The sequence below is a fragment of the Brachybacterium endophyticum genome (assembly GCF_003130585.1).
GTDB classification, from domain to species: Bacteria; Actinomycetota; Actinomycetes; order Actinomycetales; family Dermabacteraceae; genus Brachybacterium; species Brachybacterium endophyticum.
In genome coordinates, this window is sequence record NZ_QFKX01000003.1 from 103,695 (window position 1) to 122,249 (window position 18,555).

General features: G+C 72.2%; 16 protein-coding genes and 1 pseudogene. 15 read left to right on the forward strand and 2 right to left on the reverse strand.

Annotated elements, in window-relative coordinates; translation table 11 throughout:
• Positions 1–317: 317 nt before the first annotated feature.
• Positions 318–1,661, forward strand: coding sequence for an NADP-specific glutamate dehydrogenase (gene gdhA / locus DEO23_RS09350; protein WP_109275763.1), 1,344 nt, complete (start codon positions 318–320; stop codon positions 1,659–1,661).
• Between the two features lie 117 nt (positions 1,662–1,778).
• On the opposite strand, the gene DEO23_RS09355 is transcribed toward gdhA, so the two are convergent.
• Positions 1,779–2,966 carry a phosphotransferase family protein gene (locus tag DEO23_RS09355; RefSeq protein WP_109275764.1) on the reverse strand — a complete coding sequence of 396 codons (1,188 nt, stop codon included), beginning with the start codon at positions 2,964–2,966 and terminating at the stop codon, positions 1,779–1,781.
• A 103-nt stretch (positions 2,967–3,069) separates the two neighbouring features.
• Between DEO23_RS09355 and DEO23_RS09360 the strand changes: the two genes are divergently transcribed.
• The 12 genes from DEO23_RS09360 (at position 3,070) to DEO23_RS09415 (ending at position 16,569) form a co-directional block, all read left to right on the forward strand.
• Positions 3,070–4,410 carry a PQQ-binding-like beta-propeller repeat protein gene (locus tag DEO23_RS09360; protein ID WP_109275765.1) on the forward strand — a complete coding sequence of 447 codons (1,341 nt, stop codon included), beginning with the start codon at positions 3,070–3,072 and terminating at the stop codon, positions 4,408–4,410.
• Positions 4,411–4,538: 128 nt separating this feature from the next.
• Positions 4,539–5,099: a pyridoxine/pyridoxamine 5'-phosphate oxidase gene (locus DEO23_RS09365; RefSeq protein WP_109275766.1), complete on the forward strand. Its 561-nt coding sequence runs from the start codon at positions 4,539–4,541 to the stop codon at positions 5,097–5,099.
• Positions 5,100–5,233: 134 nt separating this feature from the next.
• Positions 5,234–6,064, forward strand: coding sequence for an SDR family oxidoreductase (locus tag DEO23_RS09370; RefSeq protein ID WP_109275767.1), 831 nt, complete (start codon positions 5,234–5,236; stop codon positions 6,062–6,064).
• Between the two features lie 76 nt (positions 6,065–6,140).
• Positions 6,141–7,007, forward strand: coding sequence for a formate/nitrite transporter family protein (locus tag DEO23_RS09375; RefSeq protein WP_109275768.1), 867 nt, complete (start codon positions 6,141–6,143; stop codon positions 7,005–7,007).
• A 181-nt stretch (positions 7,008–7,188) separates the two neighbouring features.
• The gene (gene hutU, locus DEO23_RS09380) at positions 7,189–8,943 is read left to right on the forward strand and encodes a urocanate hydratase (RefSeq protein WP_109275769.1); all 1,755 of its coding nucleotides are present in this window, start codon (positions 7,189–7,191) and stop codon (positions 8,941–8,943) included.
• A gap of 5 nt (positions 8,944–8,948) precedes the next feature.
• The gene (locus tag DEO23_RS09385) at positions 8,949–10,157 is read left to right on the forward strand and encodes an allantoate amidohydrolase (RefSeq protein WP_109275770.1); all 1,209 of its coding nucleotides are present in this window, start codon (positions 8,949–8,951) and stop codon (positions 10,155–10,157) included.
• Positions 10,154–11,518 (forward strand): formimidoylglutamate deiminase, encoded by a 1,365-nt coding sequence (locus tag DEO23_RS09390; RefSeq protein ID WP_109275771.1) that lies wholly within the window; start codon positions 10,154–10,156, stop codon positions 11,516–11,518. The genes DEO23_RS09385 and DEO23_RS09390 overlap by 4 nt, the downstream gene beginning before the upstream one ends.
• Complete coding sequence (locus DEO23_RS09395; protein WP_109275772.1) at positions 11,515–12,819, forward strand: amidohydrolase family protein; 1,305 nt, start codon at positions 11,515–11,517, stop codon at positions 12,817–12,819. Before DEO23_RS09390 ends, DEO23_RS09395 begins: the two co-directional genes overlap by 4 nt.
• A gap of 22 nt (positions 12,820–12,841) precedes the next feature.
• On the forward strand, positions 12,842–14,248 hold the full coding sequence (locus tag DEO23_RS09400) for a YjiH family protein (RefSeq protein ID WP_109275773.1): 1,407 nt from the start codon (positions 12,842–12,844) through the stop codon (positions 14,246–14,248).
• A 77-nt stretch (positions 14,249–14,325) separates the two neighbouring features.
• Positions 14,326–15,870, forward strand: a complete 1,545-nt coding sequence (gene hutH / locus DEO23_RS09405; protein WP_109275774.1) for a histidine ammonia-lyase — start codon at positions 14,326–14,328, stop codon at positions 15,868–15,870.
• Positions 15,871–15,925: 55 nt separating this feature from the next.
• Positions 15,926–16,156, forward strand: a complete 231-nt coding sequence (locus tag DEO23_RS09410; RefSeq protein ID WP_109275973.1) for a hypothetical protein — start codon at positions 15,926–15,928, stop codon at positions 16,154–16,156.
• Entirely contained in the window at positions 16,156–16,569 is a 414-nt protein-coding gene (locus DEO23_RS09415) for a TA system VapC family ribonuclease toxin (RefSeq protein ID WP_109275775.1), read from the forward strand. The genes DEO23_RS09410 and DEO23_RS09415 overlap by 1 nt, the downstream gene beginning before the upstream one ends.
• Positions 16,570–16,577: 8 nt before the next feature.
• On the opposite strand, the gene DEO23_RS09420 is transcribed toward DEO23_RS09415, so the two are convergent.
• Positions 16,578–17,171, reverse strand: a complete 594-nt coding sequence (locus DEO23_RS09420) for a winged helix-turn-helix domain-containing protein (protein ID WP_109275776.1) — start codon at positions 17,169–17,171, stop codon at positions 16,578–16,580.
• 95 nt (positions 17,172–17,266) lie between these two features.
• On the opposite strand from DEO23_RS09420, the gene DEO23_RS09425 reads away from it, so the two are divergent.
• Positions 17,267–17,950 carry a GNAT family N-acetyltransferase gene (locus tag DEO23_RS09425; RefSeq protein WP_205678924.1) on the forward strand — a complete coding sequence of 228 codons (684 nt, stop codon included), beginning with the start codon at positions 17,267–17,269 and terminating at the stop codon, positions 17,948–17,950.
• A gap of 29 nt (positions 17,951–17,979) precedes the next feature.
• Positions 17,980–18,538: pseudogene (locus tag DEO23_RS09430) on the forward strand (isochorismatase family protein).
• Positions 18,539–18,555 lie beyond the last annotated feature (17 nt).

Genomic DNA, 18,555 nt, shown 5'->3' on the forward strand with positions numbered 1-18,555 from the left:
GCCGGCCGGCCCCCGGCGCTCCGTCGGAAGTTCGCCCCCTGCGCGCCGTCGGAAGCTTCGTCCCGGAGCTCGGCCGAGAACCGATCCACCGTCGCCCGGTCGCGGCCTCGTGCCTCGCGATCCCGCCGCACCGGACCCTGCCCGGCCCCGCACCGGACCTCGCCCCCGTCCGAACTGTCCGTTCCGCAGGATGGTCGTCCCGACCACTGAGACCTGCGAGGTCGTAGGGTGGACGGAGTGCCCCGAGAGGCGCGGCGTGCGCGCCGTGCCCCGGAGGCCCCGAATGCCTGAGACCTGTTCCTAGCGAAAGGACCGCGATGCTCGATTCGTCCCTGCAGGAGACCTACGACGCCGTGCTGCGTCGCAACCCGGGAGAGCCGGAGTTCCACCAGGCAGTGCGGGAGGTGTTCTCGTCGCTGGAGGTCATCCAGGGCCGCCATCCCGAGTACACCGACCAGGGCATCATCACCCGCCTGTGCGAACCGGAACGCCAGATCATCTTCCGCGTCCCCTGGGTCGACGACGAGGGCACCGTGCAGGTCAACCGCGGTTTCCGCGTCGAGTACAACTCGGCGCTCGGACCGTACAAGGGCGGGCTCCGCTTCCACCCCTCGGTCAACGTCGGCATCGTGAAGTTCCTCGGCTTCGAGCAGATCTTCAAGAACTCCCTGACCGGTCTGCCCATCGGCGGCGGCAAGGGCGGGTCCGACTTCGACCCCCACGGCCGCAGCGACGGCGAGGTCATGCGCTTCTGCCAGTCGTTCATGACCGAGCTGCACCGCCACATCGGCGAGTACACCGACGTCCCCGCCGGCGACATCGGCGTGGGCGCCCGCGAGATCGGCTACCTGTTCGGCCAGTTCAAGCGCCTGACCAACAAGTACGAGGCCGGCACCCTGACCGGCAAGGGCCTGGACTGGGGCGGCTCGCTCGTGCGCAAGGAGGCCACCGGCTACGGCGCGGCCATCTTCGCCGACGAGATGCTCAAGGCCCGCGGCGAGTCCTTCGACGGGCGCCGCGTGGCGATCTCCGGCTCGGGCAACGTCGCGATCTACGCGGCCGAGAAGACCGCCCAGCTGGGCGGCATCGCCGTCACCGCCTCGGACTCTTCCGGCTACGTCGTGGACGAGGACGGCCTGGACCTGGACCTGCTCAAGCAGATCAAGGAGGTCGAGCGCGGGCGCATCAGCGAGTACGTGGACCGCCGCGGCGGCCGCTCGCGCTTCGTGGAGAACGGCAGCGTGTGGGACGTCCCCGTGGACATCGCCCTGCCGAGCGCGACCCAGAACGAGCTCGATGCCGATGCCGCCCGCACCCTGGTCAAGAACGGGGTCAAGGCGGTCTCCGAGGGCGCCAACATGCCCTGCACCCCCGACGCCGTCGACGTCTTCCGCGAGGCCGGCACGGCCTACGGTCCGGGCAAGGCGGCGAACGCCGGCGGCGTGGCCACCAGCGCCCTGGAGATGCAGCAGAACGCCTCGCGCGACACCTGGTCCTTCGGCTACACCGAGGACCGACTGACCGACATCATGGTCGGCATCCACCGCACCTGCCTGGAGACGGCCGAGGAGTACGGCCGCCCCGGTGACTACGTGGTGGGCGCGAACGTCGCCGGCTTCCGCAAGGTGGCCGACGCGATGATCGCCTTCGGCGTCATCTGATCGCTCCTGCTCGGCCGCCCCGGGGCAAAGCGCCCGGGGTGGCCGGGTGGTCGCGTGCCGCGCCGGCCCTGCCGGCCGCGCCGGTCGCACCGGCCACGGTCGTCGAGCACCCGCGGCCTACGCCTCCCCGCCGAGCCGCGCCGCCAGGGTGGATTGCAGCACGGGCAGCGCCCGGCGGTACGGGGTGGTCGTGCCGGCGTCGTCGGCGCACTCCTCGACGGTCTCGTCGCGCACCCGCCCGGCCACGTGCAGCAGCATGGCCGTCTTCTCGTAGACCTCCCACGCATCGCGTCGGGACCGGAGGCCCGCCGGATCGAGCACCGGCGCCGGCGAGAGTTGGGCACGGCCCTCGACGCGCGGGGGAGCGGGCGCATCCTCGGGCTGCGTGCGCGCGCCGAGGTAGCGGTCGACGAAGGCATCGAGGTCCTCGCCCCCGAGGGGCACGTACCAGGGCCCTCCGTGCACGGAGCCGCCGATGATCGCGAGATCGCGCGCCGGGTCGTCGCCCATCGCCCATTCGAAGTCGATGTAGCCCGGTAGGGACGCTGTCGGCGTCCCCTGCCACACGATGTTGGTCGCGCACAGGTCCCCGTGGCTGAGCACGAAGCCCTCGAGGTCGGCGAAGGCGGGGTCGCTCGCCCGGAGTGCGCGCTCGGCGGCGTGCAGGAGCGCCGGGCCGCCGGCGAGGTCGAGCACCGCTGCGTCCACATGCTGCGTATCCGCCGCGAACAGCTCGGGGAGCGAGAGCCGGGCGGCGCTCATCCGCTCCCACGGGTCCGCACCGAGCGCGACGGGGCCCCGGCCCGGGGTCGTGACCCGATGGAGCTGCGCGAGGCGATCGGCGTGCGCGAGCAGGTGGGGTCGATCCCAGGCTCCCGGCATCAGGATCCGCCCCGCGATCGGCGTCGTGACCAGGTACGGGACGCCCAGTGGGCTGGCCTCGGCGCTCTCGTGCAGGGCGACGGGCCGGGGGCCGACGCCCGCCGGGACCTGCGCGAGCGCGGCGATCTCGTCCGACAGCGGATGCGCGGGCGCATGCCAGGGGATCCGCACCATCAGCTCTGCGCCGTCGGGCGCGCTCAGGTGCCAGGCGGCGAAGGTCTCGCCCGTTCCCAGCAGCTGCACCTGCGCCTCGCCGTCGGCGGAAGTGAGGCGGGGCTGCTCGGGTGGGCCGGAGCGGCGGTGCTCGCGACCGCCCTCGCGCGGCGGCGGGAGCAAGGCCCCTTCGCGCCAGGCGCGGCGGATCCGGTCACCCATGTCGTCGGATGCGACGAATGGGGGTGACGGCGAGGACCTGCTGGTCATCGTGGCCTCCTGGCGGCTCGCGGGTGCGTCGAGCCTACTGCGGAGGACCGGACGACCGGGACTGACATGAGAAGCATTCTCAGGACGTGCTACTGTCCTGCGCATGACGCACTCGGGAACCATTCTCACCAAGCGGCGACGTCGGGGATACCTCGCCGCCTCCGTCTCCGCTGCGATGCTCGCGCTGTCCGGGTGCGGCGCGGGCGACGGGGACTCCGCCTCCGATGGTGAGGAGTCGAGGAAGTCGTCGTCGGCGGCCGCCTCGAGCCGCACGGAGGTCGGGGCGCTCACCCCGCGCATCGTCCTCGCCCACGACGGTGGTGTGACCACGCTGGACTCCTCGGACGGCGAGGTCGTCGACGAGACCGATGTCGGGGGCTACGCGCGGCTGAATCCCGCGGGTGACGGACGCACGGTCATGGTCAGTGCCGGGTCCACGATCACGCCGTACGACACGGGTCTCATCGCTCGGGCCCACGGCGACCACTTCCACTACTACACGCAGGATCCGACGCAGCTCCCGGAAGCCGCGATCTCCGCGGAGGAGCCGGGGCACGTGGTCCCCCACGGCGACCGCACCGCGACCTTCGCCGACGGGACCGGTCAGATCACCGTCTTCGACCCCTCGTCCCTCGCCGAGGGGACCCTCGGGAAGACCGTCGGGACCAGGACCGACGCCCCGCACCACGGTGTCGCGGTCCCGCTCTCCGACGGGTCGTTGCTGCACACCGTGGGCACCGAGGAGGACCGTCACGCCGTCGTCGTCGAGGACGCAGAGGGCACGGTCACCGCGAAGACCGAGGACTGCCCCGGCGTCCACGGCGAGGCGGCTGCGAAGGCCACGGGGGGCGGCGGCGACGTGATCACGCTGGGCTGCGAGAACGGCCCCGTCATGTACAAGGACGGGGCGTTCCACAAGATCGACGTGACGGAGGACTTCCAGCGGTCGGGCAATCAGAAGGGCCACGACGACTCACCCGTCGTGCTCACCGATTACAAGGTCGAGAAGGACCCCGAGGGCGGCATCGAGCGCCCCACGACGGTGGGCCTGCTCGACACCCGCGACGGCTCCTTCGACACCGTCGACCTGGGCTCGGAGTACTGGTTCCGCTCGCTGGACCGCGGGCCCGACGGCGAGGCGCTCGTGCTCACCGCCGACGGCGAGCTGAACATCCTCGACCCCGAGAGCGGGAAGGTCCTGCACGAGACGACGGTGGCCGAGAAGTGGACCGAGCCCGACCAGTGGCAGGAGCCCGGACCGATGCTCTCGGTCGCCGACGGCACCGCCTTCGTCGTCGACCCGGAGAACAAGAAGCTGACCATGGTCGACATCGAGACCGGTGAGGCGTACGAGGAGCTCGACCTCCCGGAGGTGCCGCACGAGATCGAGGTGACCACCGGTACCCCGTCGGGCGAGTACGAGGTCACCTCGGGGAGCCCGTGAGGCCGGCCGTCGGGGCGCGCGGGCCCGCGTGAGCCCCTGACGCCCTCGCAGGCCTTGCCGGCTCGTACAGTGGTCAGGGATCCGGGGCCCACGGTGCCCTGCGCTGACGAGACGAGGACCTGACGACGATGAGCGAGCTCCGCGACCGACTGCGTGCCCTGCCCGGCTTCCCGCCGGACCTGCCGGTGCTGGACGGCGATGCCGTCCCCGAGAATCCGCAGGCCCTGTTCCTGGACTGGCTCGAGGACGCGATCGCGAGCGGAGCCCGGCAGCCGCACGCGATGACGTTCACGTCGCTGGACGCCTCGGGGTTCCCCGTCGGCCGGACCCTGATCCTCAAGGACATCGACGAGAACGGGTACCAAGTCTCGACCCATCGCACCTCCCGCAAGGGGGAGCAGCTGGCCGAGGACGACCGCGCCTCGATGGTCTTCTTCTGGCGCGAGTCCGGACGGCAGGTGCGGATCACCGGCACCGTCGCCGCCCTGAGCAAGGAGATCTCGCAGGCCGACTGGGGCTCGCGGCCGAACTTCACGGGCGAGCCGAACCCCGACTGGCAGGTCTATGCCCTGGTCCCGAGCGAGTACGAGTTCATGCAGGCCCGCGAGGACCGCAAGCACACCCGGATCGAGTACACGCTCTCCGGCGGCCGGTGGACGCACGGCCACGTGCCCACACCCGCCGGCTGACACCCGATCGATCCCGACAGCGCCCGGCCGCGGCCGACGATCCGTGCGCGGGCGCGTGGCCGGATCGTGAACAGCGGTGTCCGCGGCATCGCCCTCGCGCCCACGCACCCTCGTCTCGGCTCTACAGTGGCGGCATGGACATCGCTGTTCTCGGAGCCACAGGGACCATCGGCCGCCTCGTCGCCGACCGCTTGGAGGGCGGCGGCCAGACGGTGCGCCGTCTGAGCAGGAGCGCCTCGGGGGTCGACACCGCCACCGGCGAGGGCCTCCAGGGCGCGATCGCCGGGGCCGACGTCGTCGTCGATGCGACCAATATCGCCAGCTTCCGCGCCTCCCGCGCCGTGCCCTTCTTCGCCACCAGCGCGAAGAACATCGCGGCGGCGGCGAAGAAGGAAGGCGTCGGACGGGTCGTGTGCATCTCGATCGCGGGCGTCACCCGGGCCGGTGCGGGCAAGCGCTTCGGCTACTACCGCGGCAAGTCCGCCCAGGAGCGCGCCTATCGAGCCGCCCCGGTCCCCACCACGATCGTCCGCTCGACCCAGTGGTTCGAGTTCGCCTCCCTGATCCTTCCGCAGGCGAGCGTCGGCCCGATCGCCGTGCTGCCCACGATGAAGATGGCGCCGGTGGCGGCCGAGAGGGCCGCCGACCACATCGCCGAGGAGATCATCGCGACCGGTCACGGCGAGGTGCCGGAGATCCGGCCCGGGCAGAATGCGCGCCTGGCCACCGACGACGGCGAGGACCCGGCCAACCGGATCGTGGCGGTGTGCGGCCCCGAGGTGATGACGACCGCGCAGCTGGTGCGGAAGACCCTCGCCGCACGGGGTGACATCGAGGACCTCTCGCCGCGCGTGGTGACCGAGCTGCCCTATCTGGGGCGGGCCCTGGCCGGTGGCGTGCTGATCCCGCAGGAGAGGAATCTCGTGGTCGACGACCTCACCCTCGACAGCTGGCTGGAGCGCTGATCACGCTGGGGAGCTGAGTCCGTCGGCGCGCCGATCAGCCGGGAGCGCTGGGTCCTTCGAGGAGAGCGAGCAGCTGATGGCCGACCATTCACGGCAGTCCGAGGCCGAGGAGCGCCGCCGGCTCGGAGCGAGCGACGAGCCCGTCGAGGACAAGCTCGCCCAGGAGTTCGAGAACACGGTCACCGAGGGCGCGAACCGGCTGAACCGCACCTGGCGCGCCCTCGTGGTCACCGGCCTCTTCGGCGGGATCGACGTGGGCATCGGTCTGCTGGCGATGCTCGCCGTGCTCGACGCGACCGGTTCGAAGCTGCTGGGCGGCCTCGCCTTCGGCATCGGCCTGTACGCGCTGCGGCTCGCCCACTCGGAACTGTTCACCGAGGACTTCCTCGTGCCCATCAACGCCGTCGTCGCCCGGCACGGAACCTGGCTCCAGCTGCTGCGCCTGTGGGCGACGACCCTGGTCACGAACATCGTGGGCGGATGGGCCTTCACCTGGCTCGTGGTCGCCGCGTTCCCCCGCTTCGACGACATCCTCGTGGACACCGCGATGAAGTACATCGAGAGCGGGCTGACGGTCGAGACCGGCTGTCTGGCCGTGCTCGCCGGCTTCACCATCACGCTGATCACCCGCATGAACCAGGGCGCCAACGACGGCATCGCCACCCTCGCGAACTCCCTGATCTCCGGATTCCTCGTGGTCGGCCTCTCCATGGACCACGGCGCGCTGACGTCGGCGATCATCTTCGCCGCGATGCACGCCGGAGCGGACATCCCCTACCGCGACTGGCTGGTCTGGTTCAGCTGGGTGATCCCGCTGAACATGATCGGCGGCCTGCTGATCCTCACCATCCCCCGTCTCGTGCGCACCTGGGAGCTGGTGCGCAAGGAGCGGGCGGGAGCGCGGGACTCGTCGGCCGAGGACGGGGTCGCGAAGCACGACTGATCCCGGTCAGAGCGCGGTCGACCCCTGCCGCGCGGTGCCTGAGCGCCAGCAGACGGCGAGGTGGACCGGCCTGGATCCGGTATACCGGACGCTGGTCGGGCGTTCCCTCTCGTGCTCGGCACCTCCGGGATGCTGTCCTGTGTCGGAGCATTCTCAGCCGCCCACGAGCCAGGAGTCGACGATGAACCTTCCCGGAGCCCGCCCCGTCCGCGCACCGCGCGGCACCGAGATCACCGCGAAGAGCTGGCAGACCGAGGCGCCGCTGCGGATGCTCCAGAACAACCTCGACCCCGAGGTCGCCGAGCGCCCCGACGACCTCGTCGTCTACGGCGGCACCGGCCGCGCCGCGCGCTCCTGGGAGGCCTACGACGCGATCCTCGCCTCCCTCGCCGACATCGAGGACGACGAGACGCTGCTGGTCCAGTCCGGCAAGCCCGTCGGCATCCTGCGCACCAACGAATGGGCGCCCCGCGTGCTGATCGCGAACTCGAACCTGGTGGGCGACTGGGCGACCTGGCCCGAGTTCCGCAGGCTCGAGGCCGAGGGCCTGATGATGTACGGCCAGATGACCGCCGGGTCCTGGATCTACATCGCCACCCAGGGCATCCTCCAGGGCACCTTCGAGACCTTCGCCGCCGTGGGCGCCAAGCGCTTCGGCGGCACCCTGGAGGGCACCATCACCCTCACCGGCGGCTGCGGCGGCATGGGCGGTGCCCAGCCCCTGGCCGTCACCCTGAACGGCGGGGTCTGCCTGATCGCCGACGTCGACCGCACCCGCCTCGAGCGGCGCGTGGCCAAGCGCTACCTCACCGAGATCGCCGACGACCTCGACGACGCGATCGCCCGCGCGAACGCCGCCCGCGAGGAGAAGCGCGCCGTCTCCATCGGCATCGTCGGCAACGCGGCGGACGTCTTCCCCGCCCTGCTGGCACGCCACCGCGCCGGCGACATCCGCATCGACGTCGTCACCGACCAGACCAGCGCCCACGACCCGCTGTCCTACCTGCCCCTCGAACACGACGTGACCAGCTGGCACGAGGAGGCCGAGGCCGACCCGGAGGGCTTCACCAAGAAGTCGCGGGAGTCCATGGCGCGGCAGGTGCAGGCCATGGTCGACTTCCAGGACGAGGGCGCCGAGGTCTTCGACTACGGCAACTCGATCCGCGACGAGGCCCGCCACGCCGGTTGCGAGCGCGCCTTCGCCTTCCCCGGGTTCGTCCCCGCCTACATCCGCCCGTTGTTCTGCGAGGGCCTCGGCCCGTTCCGCTGGGTCGCGCTCTCCGGCGACCCCGAGGACATCGCCGTCACCGACGCCGCCCTCAAGGAGCTCTTCCCCGAGAACGAGCACCTGCACCGCTGGCTCGACGCCGCCGGTGAGTTCGTCGAGTTCGAGGGTCTGCCGGCCCGCATCTGCTGGCTCGGCTACGGCGACCGCGCGAAGGCCGGGAAGCTGCTGAACGACCTGGTGCGCGACGGCAAGGTCAAGGCCCCGATCGTCATCGGCCGCGACCACCTCGACTCCGGCTCCGTGGCGAGCCCCTACCGCGAGACCGAGGCCATGATCGACGGCTCCGACGCGATCGCCGACTGGCCGCTGCTGAACGCCCTGACCTCCACCTCCTCGGGTGCCACCTGGGTCTCCATCCATCACGGTGGCGGCGTCGGCATCGGCCGCTCGATCCACGCCGGCCAGGTCGGCGTGGCCGACGGCACCGAGCTCGCCGGCCGCAAGCTCGAGCGCCTGCTGACCAACGACCCGGCCATGGGCGTGATCCGCCACGTCGACGCCGGCTACTCCCGCGCCGCCGAGGTCGCCGAGGAGCGCGGCGTGCGGGTGCCGATGACCCCGCACGTCCGCGACGCCGAGGACCCCGACGCCGTCCAGCGCGAGGCGTCCGCGAAGGCGGGCTCGACCGCGGCGCCGACCAAGGGCTGAGCGCCATGAGCATCGTCGAGGACTTCGACCACCGCTGGGCGCAGCTGCTGCCCGTCGGCCGCCATTCGGGCACCGGCGGGTACCGCCGCTATGCCTGGACCCGCGAGGACCACACGCTGCGCGAATGGTTCGCCGGCGAGTGCGCCGCGCTGGGGCTCGACCTCACCGAGGACCGGATGGGCAACCAGTGGGCCTGGTGGGGCGACCCCGACCGGTCGCCCGGTGTCGTCATCGGCTCGCACCTGGACTCCGTTCCCGACGGCGGGGCGTACGACGGGCCGCTCGGCGTGGTCTCCGCGCTCTCCGTCGTGCGGGAGCTGAAGGACCACGGCTTCACGCCGAGCGTGCCCATCGGCGTCGTGAACTTCGGCGACGAGGAGGGCGCACGCTTCGGCGTCGCCTGCGCCGGCTCCCGCGTGCTCACCGGCGCGATGACGCCGGAGCGGGCCCTGGGCCTGACCGACGCCGACGGCGTGAGCATGGCCGAGGCCCTGCGCGCCGCCGGCCGCACCGCGGAGATCGGCGCGGACCCGGCGGCCCTGGCCCGCATCGGCTCCTTCGTCGAGCTGCACGTGGAGCAGGGGAGGGCCCTGGACCTGATGGACCCCGCCACCTCCGCGGTCGCCGTCGGCACCGACATCTGGCCGCACGGCCGCTGGCGCGCCGACTTCACCGGCCGCGCCGACCACGCCGGGACCACCGCGCTCGCCGACCGCCAGGACGCCATGCTCGAGGCCGCCCGGTTCGCCCTCGCCGCCCGCGAGGCGGCGGCGCGCCGCGACGGCGAGCACCGCTGCGTCGCGACCGTCGGCAAGCTCGACGTGCGCCCGGGCGGGGTCAACGCGATCCCCTCGAGCGTCACCGCCTGGCTCGACGCCCGCTCACCGCAGGAATCGCTCGTGCGCGGCGTGATCGAGGACCTCACGGCGATGTTCCCCGACGCGATCAGCGAGGAGTCCTGGACCGAGACCACCCGCTTCCACGACGCGCTGACCACCCGCGTTCGCGACGCGCTCGGACCGGACACCCCGATGCTGGGCACCGGCGCCGGTCACGACGCCGGGATCCTCGCCCAGGCGGGCGTGCCCACCACGATGCTCTTCGTCCGCAATCCCACCGGCGCCTCCCACACCCCCGAGGAGTTCGCGGAGCCCGCGGACTGCCACGCCGGGGTCGAGGCGCTGCTGACGGTCGTGAAGGACCTCGCGGCATGAGTGCGCAGGTAGGGGCTCCGAGAGCGTTCTGGTGCGAGCACGCCCTGCTGCCCGGCGGACCGGCTGCGGGCGTGCGGGTGGTGCTGGATGCAGGCGGCCGCATCGCGACCATCGACCAGGCCGAGAAGCAGCCCGGCGACGAGATCCTGCCCGGGGTCACGCTGCCGGGACTCGCGAACACGCACAGCCACGCCTTCCACCGCGCCCTGCGCGGACGCACCCACGGCGACGGCGGCACCTTCTGGACCTGGCGCGAGCGGATGTACCACGTCGCCGCTCGCCTGGACCCCGAGAACTACCTGGCCCTGGCCAGGGCGACCTATGCGGAGATGGCCCTCGCCGGCATCACCGCCGTCGGCGAGTTCCACTACGTCCACCATCAGGCCGGCGGCGTCCCCTACGAGGACCCCAACGAGATGGGGCACGCCCTGCAGCAGGCCGCCGCCGAGGCCGGCGTGGCCCTGACGCTCCTGGACACCTGCTATCTCCAGGGTGGTCTCGACGCCTCGGGCCACACGCCGCTGTCCCCGGAGCAGCTGCGCTTCGGCGACGGAGACGTCGCCGCCTGGGCCGAGCGCGCGGGCGCCCTGCGCGCCGAGGGCGATTTCCGCGTGGGCGCCGGACTGCACTCGGTGCGGGCCGTCCCCCTCGACCAGTTGCGGGAGGCCGTCGCGGTCGTCCCCGAGGTGTGCGACACCGGTACGGGGATCGATCCGCTGCACGTCCACATCAGCGAGCAGCCCGCCGAGAACCGCGCGAGCCTCGAGCACTACGGCCTCACCCCGGTGGGGCTGCTGGACGAGGCCGGTCTCGTCGGCCCCGACCTCACCGCCGTGCACGCGACCCACCTGAGCGAGGAGGACGTGCGCCTGCTCGGCGCGCAGCGTTCCTGGGTGAGCCTGTGCCCCACCACCGAACGCGACCTCGCCGACGGCATCGGCCCGGCCCGCGACCTGCACGACGCCGGGGTGCGGCTGTCCCTGGGCAGCGATCAGCACGCCGTCGTCGACCTCGTCGAGGAGGCGCGCGCCGTCGAGATGCACGAACGCCTGACCACCAACGAACGCGGACGTTTCGCCCCGCAGGACCTGCTCACGCTGGCCACCGGCCACGAAGGGCTCGGCCGGGAGGACGCCGGCCGCCTCGAGCCCGGCGCCCGCGGCGACCTGGTGACGATCCGCCTGGACTCCGTGCGCACGGCCGGCTGCGACCCCTCGCAGGTGCTGCTGTGCGCGACCGCCGCCGACGTCACCACCGTGGTCCGCGACGGCGAGAGCATCGTCGCCGACGGCCGCCACCGCCTCGGCGACGTCGGCACCCTGCTGCGCGAGGCCATCGCACCGTTCTGGGAGGACGCATGACCACCACCCTGCTCACCGGCATCTCCGAGCTCTGGACCCTCGACCCCGCCCTCGAGGACCCCACGACCGCGCCCTCGGCAGCGCCCTCGACCGAGCGCGGGGCCGCGGAGGGGCAGGTCCTCCACGACGCTGCCCTCGTCATCGAGGACGACCACGTGGCCTGGACCGGCCCCGCCGCGCAGGCACCGGCCGCCGACGAGCGGATCGACCTGGAGGGCCGCGCGGTGCTGCCCGGCTGGGTCGACTCCCACTCCCACCTGATCTTCGACGGCGACCGCTCCGCCGAGTTCGAGGCCAGGATGGCCGGCCAGTCCTATGCCGCCGGCGGCATCCAGGTCACCACCGACGCGACCCGGGCGGCAGGCGATGACCGCCTGGAGGCCCTCGTGCGCGGCCGCATCGCCGAGGCCGTCGCGGGCGGCACCACGACGCTCGAGACCAAGACCGGCTACGGGCTCACCGTCGAGGACGAATCCCGCGCCGCCGCGCTCGCCGCCCGCCTGGTCGCGGGCGGTCAACTCGACGAGGCCACCTTCCTCGGCGCGCACCTGGTGCCCGCCGAGTACGACGGCGCCGACGGCCGACCCGGACCCGAGGAGTACCTCGACCTCGTCGTCGGCCCGATGCTGCAGTCGCTGCGCGGGAACGTGCGCTGGATCGACGTGTTCTGCGAGGACGGCGCCTTCGACACGGCGGCCTCCCGCCGGGTGCTCGAGGCCGGCCGCGCCGCGGGCCTCGGGCTGCGCGTGCACGGCAACCAGCTCTCGGCCGCCCAGCAGGGCGTGCGCCTCGCGGTCGACGAGCACGCGGCGAGCGTCGACCACGTCAACCACCTCGGACGCGAGGACGTCGAGGCCCTCGCCGCGACCGCCGCACGCCCGACCTCACCCGGGGAGGGACCGGGCCGGCTCGCGGTCGATGCCGGCCCCACGGTCGCCACCGTCCTGCCCGCCTGCGATCTCTCCACCCGCGCGCCCCTCGCGCCTGCCCGGGAGCTCGTGGACGCGGGCGCGCACGTCGCGATCGCCAGCAACTGCAACCCCGGCACCTCCTACACGAGCGGCATGAGCTTCTGCGTGGCCACCGCCGTGCTGCAGATGCACCTCTCGCTGGCCGAGGCGATCCGCGCCGCCACCCGCGGCGGGGCCCTCGCCCTGCGCCGCTCGGACGTCGGCCACCTGGGCGTCGGCGCCCGCGCCGACCTGCACGTGCTCGAGGCCCCCGCGGCCATCCACCTGGCATACCGACCCGGCATGCCGATGACCCACCAGGTGTGGCGCGCCGGCGTGCGCCACACCTGACCCCGGCCCGAGGAGGACGCCGATGTCGCCCCGCCCCCGCTCCCGCCGCCCCTTCGCGGCCTCAGCCGCCGCGCGCGCGGACTCCGTGACCGCGACCGGTCCCGCCACCGTCACCGCCGCCGACGGCGAGCAGCGCCAGGTGCCGCCCCACCGCTGGCGCTTCGTCGTCTACAGCCTGATCGGCCTGCTCATGTTCTTCGTGAGCGTCGAGATCGGCGGGAAGTCCACGATCCTCGTGGACCACGCGCTGACCCTCGTGCGCTGGGTGCTGGGGCCCACCGTGCCCTGGGTGGTGGTCGCGCTCGTCGTGGTCGGGACGGTCCGCCCCTTCCTGACCGGCTCCTGGCGCCGCAGCGCGCTGCGCACCGTGTTCGCCCTCGCGAACGTCGTCGGCCTGGTCGTCGCCGTGTGCGCGGCGCTGGGCTACTACCCGGGGCCGATGGCGAACCCGGACATCGGCCCGTTCCTGTGGGAGAGCCTCGCCATCCCCGTCGGGCTGCTGGTGCCCGTGGGCGCGGTCTTCCTCGCCTTCCTCATCAACTACGGGCTGATGGAGTTCATCGGGGTGCTGGTCCAGCCGATCATGCGCCCGGTGTGGCGGGTGCCGGGCCGCGCCGCGGTCGACGCCGTCGCCTCCTTCGTCGGCTCCTACTCCCTGGGGCTGCTGATCACCGACCGGGTCTACCGCGAGGGCCGGTACACGGGGAAGGAGGCCGCGATCATCGCGACCGGCTTCTCCTCGGTCTCGGCGACGTTCATGGTCATCGTGGCCAGCACCCTCGACCTCATGCAGCACTGGACCCTGTACTTCCTGCTCACGCTCGTGGTCACCTTCGCCGTCACCGCGATCACCGCGCACCTGCCCCCGCTGCGCGGGGTCCCGGACGAGCCCTTCGAGGGGGTCGCGCACGCGCCCGAGCCCGTGGCCCACGGCCAGCGGCTCCGCCACGCCTGGGACGAGGCGATGCGCGCCCTCGCCGGGGCACCGGGTGTGCTCCGGGGCAGCTGGTCGACGCTCACCGACGGCGTGCTGATGGCCTCGGCGATCGTCCCCTCGATCCTCTCCGTCGGTCTCGTCGGCCTGCTGCTGGCGACCTACACGCCCGTGTTCGACCTGCTGGGCTGGCTGTTCGTGCCCGTCGCCTTCCTGGTGGGACTGCCGGAGCCGGCGCTGGCCGGGAAGGCCGTCGCCGTGGGCATCACGGAGATGTTCCTGCCGGCGACCGTCGTCGCCGGTCACGAGAGTGAGGTGCTGCGCTTCACCGTGGGCGTCACCGCGGTCTCCCAGATCATCTTCTTCTCGGCTCTGGTCCCCTCGATCCTGGCCACTTCGATCCCGATCAGCGTGGGGCGGCTGCTGGTGATCTGGGTCGAACGCGTGATGCTGACGATCCTGCTGGCCACGCCGCTCGCCCACCTGCTGCTCTAGCGTCCCGGCACCGGCGCGCGACCTCCCCGCCATCCGGTTCTCGACATTTGCATCCGCTCTGGAAGGAGCCTGCCGTCATGACTTCCGTGGTCACCCTCTCCACCTCCGGCCTCACCCCGGCCGACGTCCTCGCCGTCGCCCGCCGCGGCGCGCGCGTGGACCTCGATCCCGCCGCCCGCGAGGAGGTCGCCCGGGTGCGCGCGCACATCGACGCGCTCGCCGCTCCCGGTCACGCCCCCGTCTACGGGGTCTCCACGGGTTTCGGAGCCCTCGCCGACACCTCGATCGAGCCCTCCATGCGCCACGCCCTGCAGCGCTCGCTGATCCGCTCGCACGCCGCGGGCACCGGCCCCGAGGTGGAGCCCGAGGTGGTGCGCGCCCTCATGCTGCTGCGCGCGAAGACGCTGGCCACGGGCCGTACCGGCGTGCGCCCGCTGGTGCTCGAGACGATGCTCGCGCTGCTGAACGCGGGCATCACCCCGATCGTCCACGAGTTCGGCTCGTTGGGATGCTCGGGTGACCTCGCCCCGCTCGCGCACTGCGCGATCGTGCTGATGGGGGAGGGGCGTGCCCGCGGCGCCGACGGCGAGGAGCGCCCCGTCCCGGAGCTGCTCGCCGAGGCAGGCATCGAGCCGGTGCTGCTCGAGGAGAAGGAGGGCCTCGCCCTCATCAACGGCACCGACGGCATGCTCGGCATGCTGCTGATGGCCCTCGCTGACCTCGAGGAGCTGGTGCGCATCGCCGACCTCACCGCGGCGCTGACCGTGCAGGGTCTGCGTGGGCGCGACAGCGTCTTCCGCCCTGCTCTGCACGCCCCGCTGCGGCCGCACCCGGGCCAGGAGGCCTCGGCCGCGAACATTCTCGCCCTGCTCGAGGGGTCACCGATCATCGCCGACGTCGCCGCCGAGGGCTCTCGCGTGCAGGATGCCTACTCCCTGCGCTGCGCCCCGCAGGTCGCCGGCGGCGTGCGCGACACGATCGCCCACGCCCGCACCGTCGCCGAACGGGAGATCGCCGCCGCGATCGACAACCCGGTCGTGCTCGAGGACGGCGAGGTCACCTCGAACGGGAACTTCCACGGCGCTCCCGTCGCCTACGTGCTGGACTTCCTCGCGGTGGTCGCGGCCGACCTCGCCTCGATCTCCGAGCGCCGCAGCGACCGCATGCTCGACAAGTCCCGCTCGCACGGCCTGCCGCCGTTCCTGGCCGACGACCCCGGCGTGGACTCCGGCTTCATGATCGCCCAGTACACGCAGGCCGCCCTGGTCTCCGAGATGAAGCGCCTGGCCGCGCCCGCGAGCGTCGACTCGATCCCGTCCTCGGCGATGCAGGAGGACCACGTCTCGATGGGCTGGCACGCCGCCCGCAAGCTGCGCACCGCCGTGGACTGCCTGCGCCGCGTGCTCGCGATCGAGCTGCTCACGGCCTCCCGTGCGATCGACCTGCGTGCACCGCTCGAGCCGTCGAAGGCCTCGGCCGCGGCGATCGCCGTGCTGCGCGAGAAGGTCGAGGGCCCGGGTCCCGACCGGTTCCTGGCGCCGGACATCGCGGCGGTCGAGGAGATCGTGGCCGACGGCTCGGTGCTCGCGGCGGTGGAGGAGGTCGTGGGGCGGCTGGGGTGAGTCGGTGCGGGGCTCGCTGACGCTGCATCATGTCTGCATCACCTACGATGCAGACATGCGCACCACCGTCGATCTTCCGCCCCCGCTCCACGCGCGAGCTCGGGAGATCGCATCCCAGAGGCACGCTTCGATGTCGTCGGTCCTCGCGGAACTCGTGGCTCGTGGGCTGGGCCAGATGGACGAGCCGCTGCGGGTCGAGACATCGCCGACCACCGGCCTGCCCGTCATCTCGATCTCCCGAAGGGTCACCTCGGAGGAGGTCGCGGAGATCGTGGACGACGAGTGATGAAGCCGGTCCTGCTCGACGCGAATATGCTCATCGCGCTGATGGTCGCCGAGCACGAGCACCACGGGCGCGCCGAGATGTGGTTCGCCGGGCTCGGAGCATTCGTCGGTGATGATGCCGGATTCGCCGTGTGTCCGCTCACGGAAGGAGCTCTGGTGCGCTTCTTCCTGCGCGTGGGCGAGAGTGCTCGGACGGCGACAGTGGCGCTGGAGCAGTTGCGTGCGCATCCGAGGTGTCGGTGGTGGCCGGATGACGTCTCGTACGCCGACGTCGACATGGCCGAGCTTCGGGCGCACCGGCAGGCAACGGACGTGTATCTCGCCGCGCTGGCAGAGCGTCACGGTGGGATTCTGGCGACGTTCGATCGTGCCCTTCACGCTCTGCGACCGGAGAACACGGTCCTGCTCGAGTGACGCCGTGGTCATCCTTCGGCAGGTGGGCCATCGCCATCGCCGTCGGGCGGGGCCAGACGCGGATGGTCCGTGGGATACATAGCGGTCAACAGCGCATAGGCCCGTGTGCCCTCGGAGGTGCGCGGCAGCCGGCCGTACTCGGCGACCAGCTCCATGACCCGATCCCAGAACTCCGCGGCCTTCTCCCGGTCGATCCACGCGTACCGGGTCAGCCCCCGCAGGTCGTCGGCCTGGATGGCGGGCGCCGCCTCGCGCGCAGCAGTCTCGAAGAAGCCGGGAGTCTCCCGGCCGGGGTCGAACCGGACGTCGCCCACGGAGAACAGGCGGGCGGTGCGGCCGTAGAAGGACTCCTCACGGCCACGCACCATGCGAGTACGCACGACCTGGAGCACCCCTGCCTCGTGCAGCACCTTCACGTGGTACGCGATGCTGCTCCTGGGGCGATCGACCGCGGCGGCGAGCTCCTGCACGCTCGCCGCCCTCTCGAGCAGCAGCTCGAGCAGCAGCCCTCGTAGAGGATCGAAGATCGCCTTGACCACGCGCGGCTCGGTGACCACCTGGACCTCCTCGAGCGCGTAGTCGGGGAACTCACTGGTCGACATTGTTCGATCACTCCTCTAGGCTGACTGATCGAAGGATCTGGATCAGTCGGTCGACTGTACCCCGCATCGCCGGGGCGAGAGGCAACGAGGCCACCATGAGAACCACGACCACCGGCAGTCCCGAACGCGGAACCAGCCCGACGGGCGATGTCGATGCCGCCCAGGCCGAGGAGGCGTGGACCGTCCGTCCCCTCGACGCGGGCACCTGGGAGGACTTCGCCGAGCTCGTCGAGCGCAACGGCGGCGTCTTCGGCTGCTGCTGGTGCATGGGCCACCACGCGACACCCGACGGCACCTCGTACCACCAGATCAGAGGGCTCGACAAGCGTGCCGCGAAGGAGGAGCTGGTCCGCTCCGGTCGCGCGCACGCCGCCGTCGTCTACGACTCCGACGGCGTCGCCCAGGGGTGGACCAAGTACGGCCGCCTGGACGAGATCCCGCTGCTCGCCCAGCATCGTCGCGCCTACGAGAAGGAGCAGGAGACGCCGCCGGCATGGCGCATCCCCTGCTTCTACACCGACACCCACCACCGCCGGGAAGGCATCGCGCGGGCGGGCCTCGCCGGTGCCCTCGACCTCATCGCCCGGGCAGGCGGCGGCACCGTCGAATCGATCCCCGAGATCGTGACGGGCCGCGTGGCCCACGGCCGCTTCCTGTTCCAGGCCTCCGCCGAGCTGTTCGAGGAGCACGGCTTCAGCAGGGTCCGCCAGCTCGGGAAATGGGCCTGGCTGGTGCGACGGACCGTGCCGGCGGCCGCGTCGACGGCCGGCTCCCGCTGACCATCCACCCACTCAGGAAAGGCACGCACATGGCCACACTGGAAGGACGCAGCGGAAGAGCGCTCCTCGTCGTCGACCTGCAGGAAGGCGTCATCGACGGGGCTCACCACCGCGACGAGGTCGTCGCCACCGTTGTCGACCTGGTCGACCGGGCGCGAGCAGCAGCAGTCCCGGTGATCTGGGTCCAGCACCCAGCACCACGACGGAGAGCTCACCAGAGGCACGCCGGCCTGGCAGTGGGTGCCCGAGCTGGAGCCAGGCGCCGACGAGCCGCTCGTGGAGAAGTCCTACGGGGACGCCTTCGCCGAGACCTCCCTCGAACAGACCATCGCGGGCCTCGGCGTCGCGGAGATCGTGCTGGTCGGAGCAGCCAGCGAGCAGTGCATCCGCTGCACGATGCACAGCGCCGTGATCCGCGGGTACGACGTCGCCCTGGTCGCGGGCGGCCACACCACCGTGGACCTCACGGACTTCGGCCTCCCGGACCCGGCGACCGTCATCGGGTTCATGGATGCGATCGCGGGCTTCGGCATGGAGTGGCCGGGGCGGCGTGGGCGGTCGGTGAGCCCGGCGGAGGTGGGGTTCTGAGGCGGAGTCCCGATGAG

Excerpts from the sequence above, each read along its gene's own strand:
- DEO23_RS09425 (WP_205678924.1), top strand. The coding sequence starts at position 17,267 with ATGAGAACCACGACCACCGGCAGTCCCGAACGCGGAACCAGCCCGACG.
- DEO23_RS09360 (WP_109275765.1), top strand. The coding sequence starts at position 3,070 with ATGACGCACTCGGGAACCATTCTCACCAAGCGGCGACGTCGGGGATAC.
- DEO23_RS09415 (WP_109275775.1), top strand. The coding sequence starts at position 16,156 with ATGAAGCCGGTCCTGCTCGACGCGAATATGCTCATCGCGCTGATGGTC.
- hutU (WP_109275769.1), top strand. The coding sequence starts at position 7,189 with ATGAACCTTCCCGGAGCCCGCCCCGTCCGCGCACCGCGCGGCACCGAG.
- DEO23_RS09370 (WP_109275767.1), top strand. The coding sequence starts at position 5,234 with ATGGACATCGCTGTTCTCGGAGCCACAGGGACCATCGGCCGCCTCGTC.
- DEO23_RS09400 (WP_109275773.1), top strand. The coding sequence starts at position 12,842 with ATGTCGCCCCGCCCCCGCTCCCGCCGCCCCTTCGCGGCCTCAGCCGCC.
- DEO23_RS09410 (WP_109275973.1), top strand. The coding sequence starts at position 15,926 with ATGCGCACCACCGTCGATCTTCCGCCCCCGCTCCACGCGCGAGCTCGG.
- DEO23_RS09420 (WP_109275776.1), bottom strand. The coding sequence starts at position 17,171 with ATGTCGACCAGTGAGTTCCCCGACTACGCGCTCGAGGAGGTCCAGGTG.
- DEO23_RS09385 (WP_109275770.1), top strand. The coding sequence starts at position 8,949 with ATGAGCATCGTCGAGGACTTCGACCACCGCTGGGCGCAGCTGCTGCCC.
- DEO23_RS09395 (WP_109275772.1), top strand. The coding sequence starts at position 11,515 with ATGACCACCACCCTGCTCACCGGCATCTCCGAGCTCTGGACCCTCGAC.
- DEO23_RS09365 (WP_109275766.1), top strand. The coding sequence starts at position 4,539 with ATGAGCGAGCTCCGCGACCGACTGCGTGCCCTGCCCGGCTTCCCGCCG.
- DEO23_RS09355 (WP_109275764.1), bottom strand. The coding sequence starts at position 2,966 with ATGACCAGCAGGTCCTCGCCGTCACCCCCATTCGTCGCATCCGACGAC.
- DEO23_RS09375 (WP_109275768.1), top strand. The coding sequence starts at position 6,141 with ATGGCCGACCATTCACGGCAGTCCGAGGCCGAGGAGCGCCGCCGGCTC.
- DEO23_RS09390 (WP_109275771.1), top strand. The coding sequence starts at position 10,154 with ATGAGTGCGCAGGTAGGGGCTCCGAGAGCGTTCTGGTGCGAGCACGCC.
- hutH (WP_109275774.1), top strand. The coding sequence starts at position 14,326 with ATGACTTCCGTGGTCACCCTCTCCACCTCCGGCCTCACCCCGGCCGAC.
- gdhA (WP_109275763.1), top strand. The coding sequence starts at position 318 with ATGCTCGATTCGTCCCTGCAGGAGACCTACGACGCCGTGCTGCGTCGC.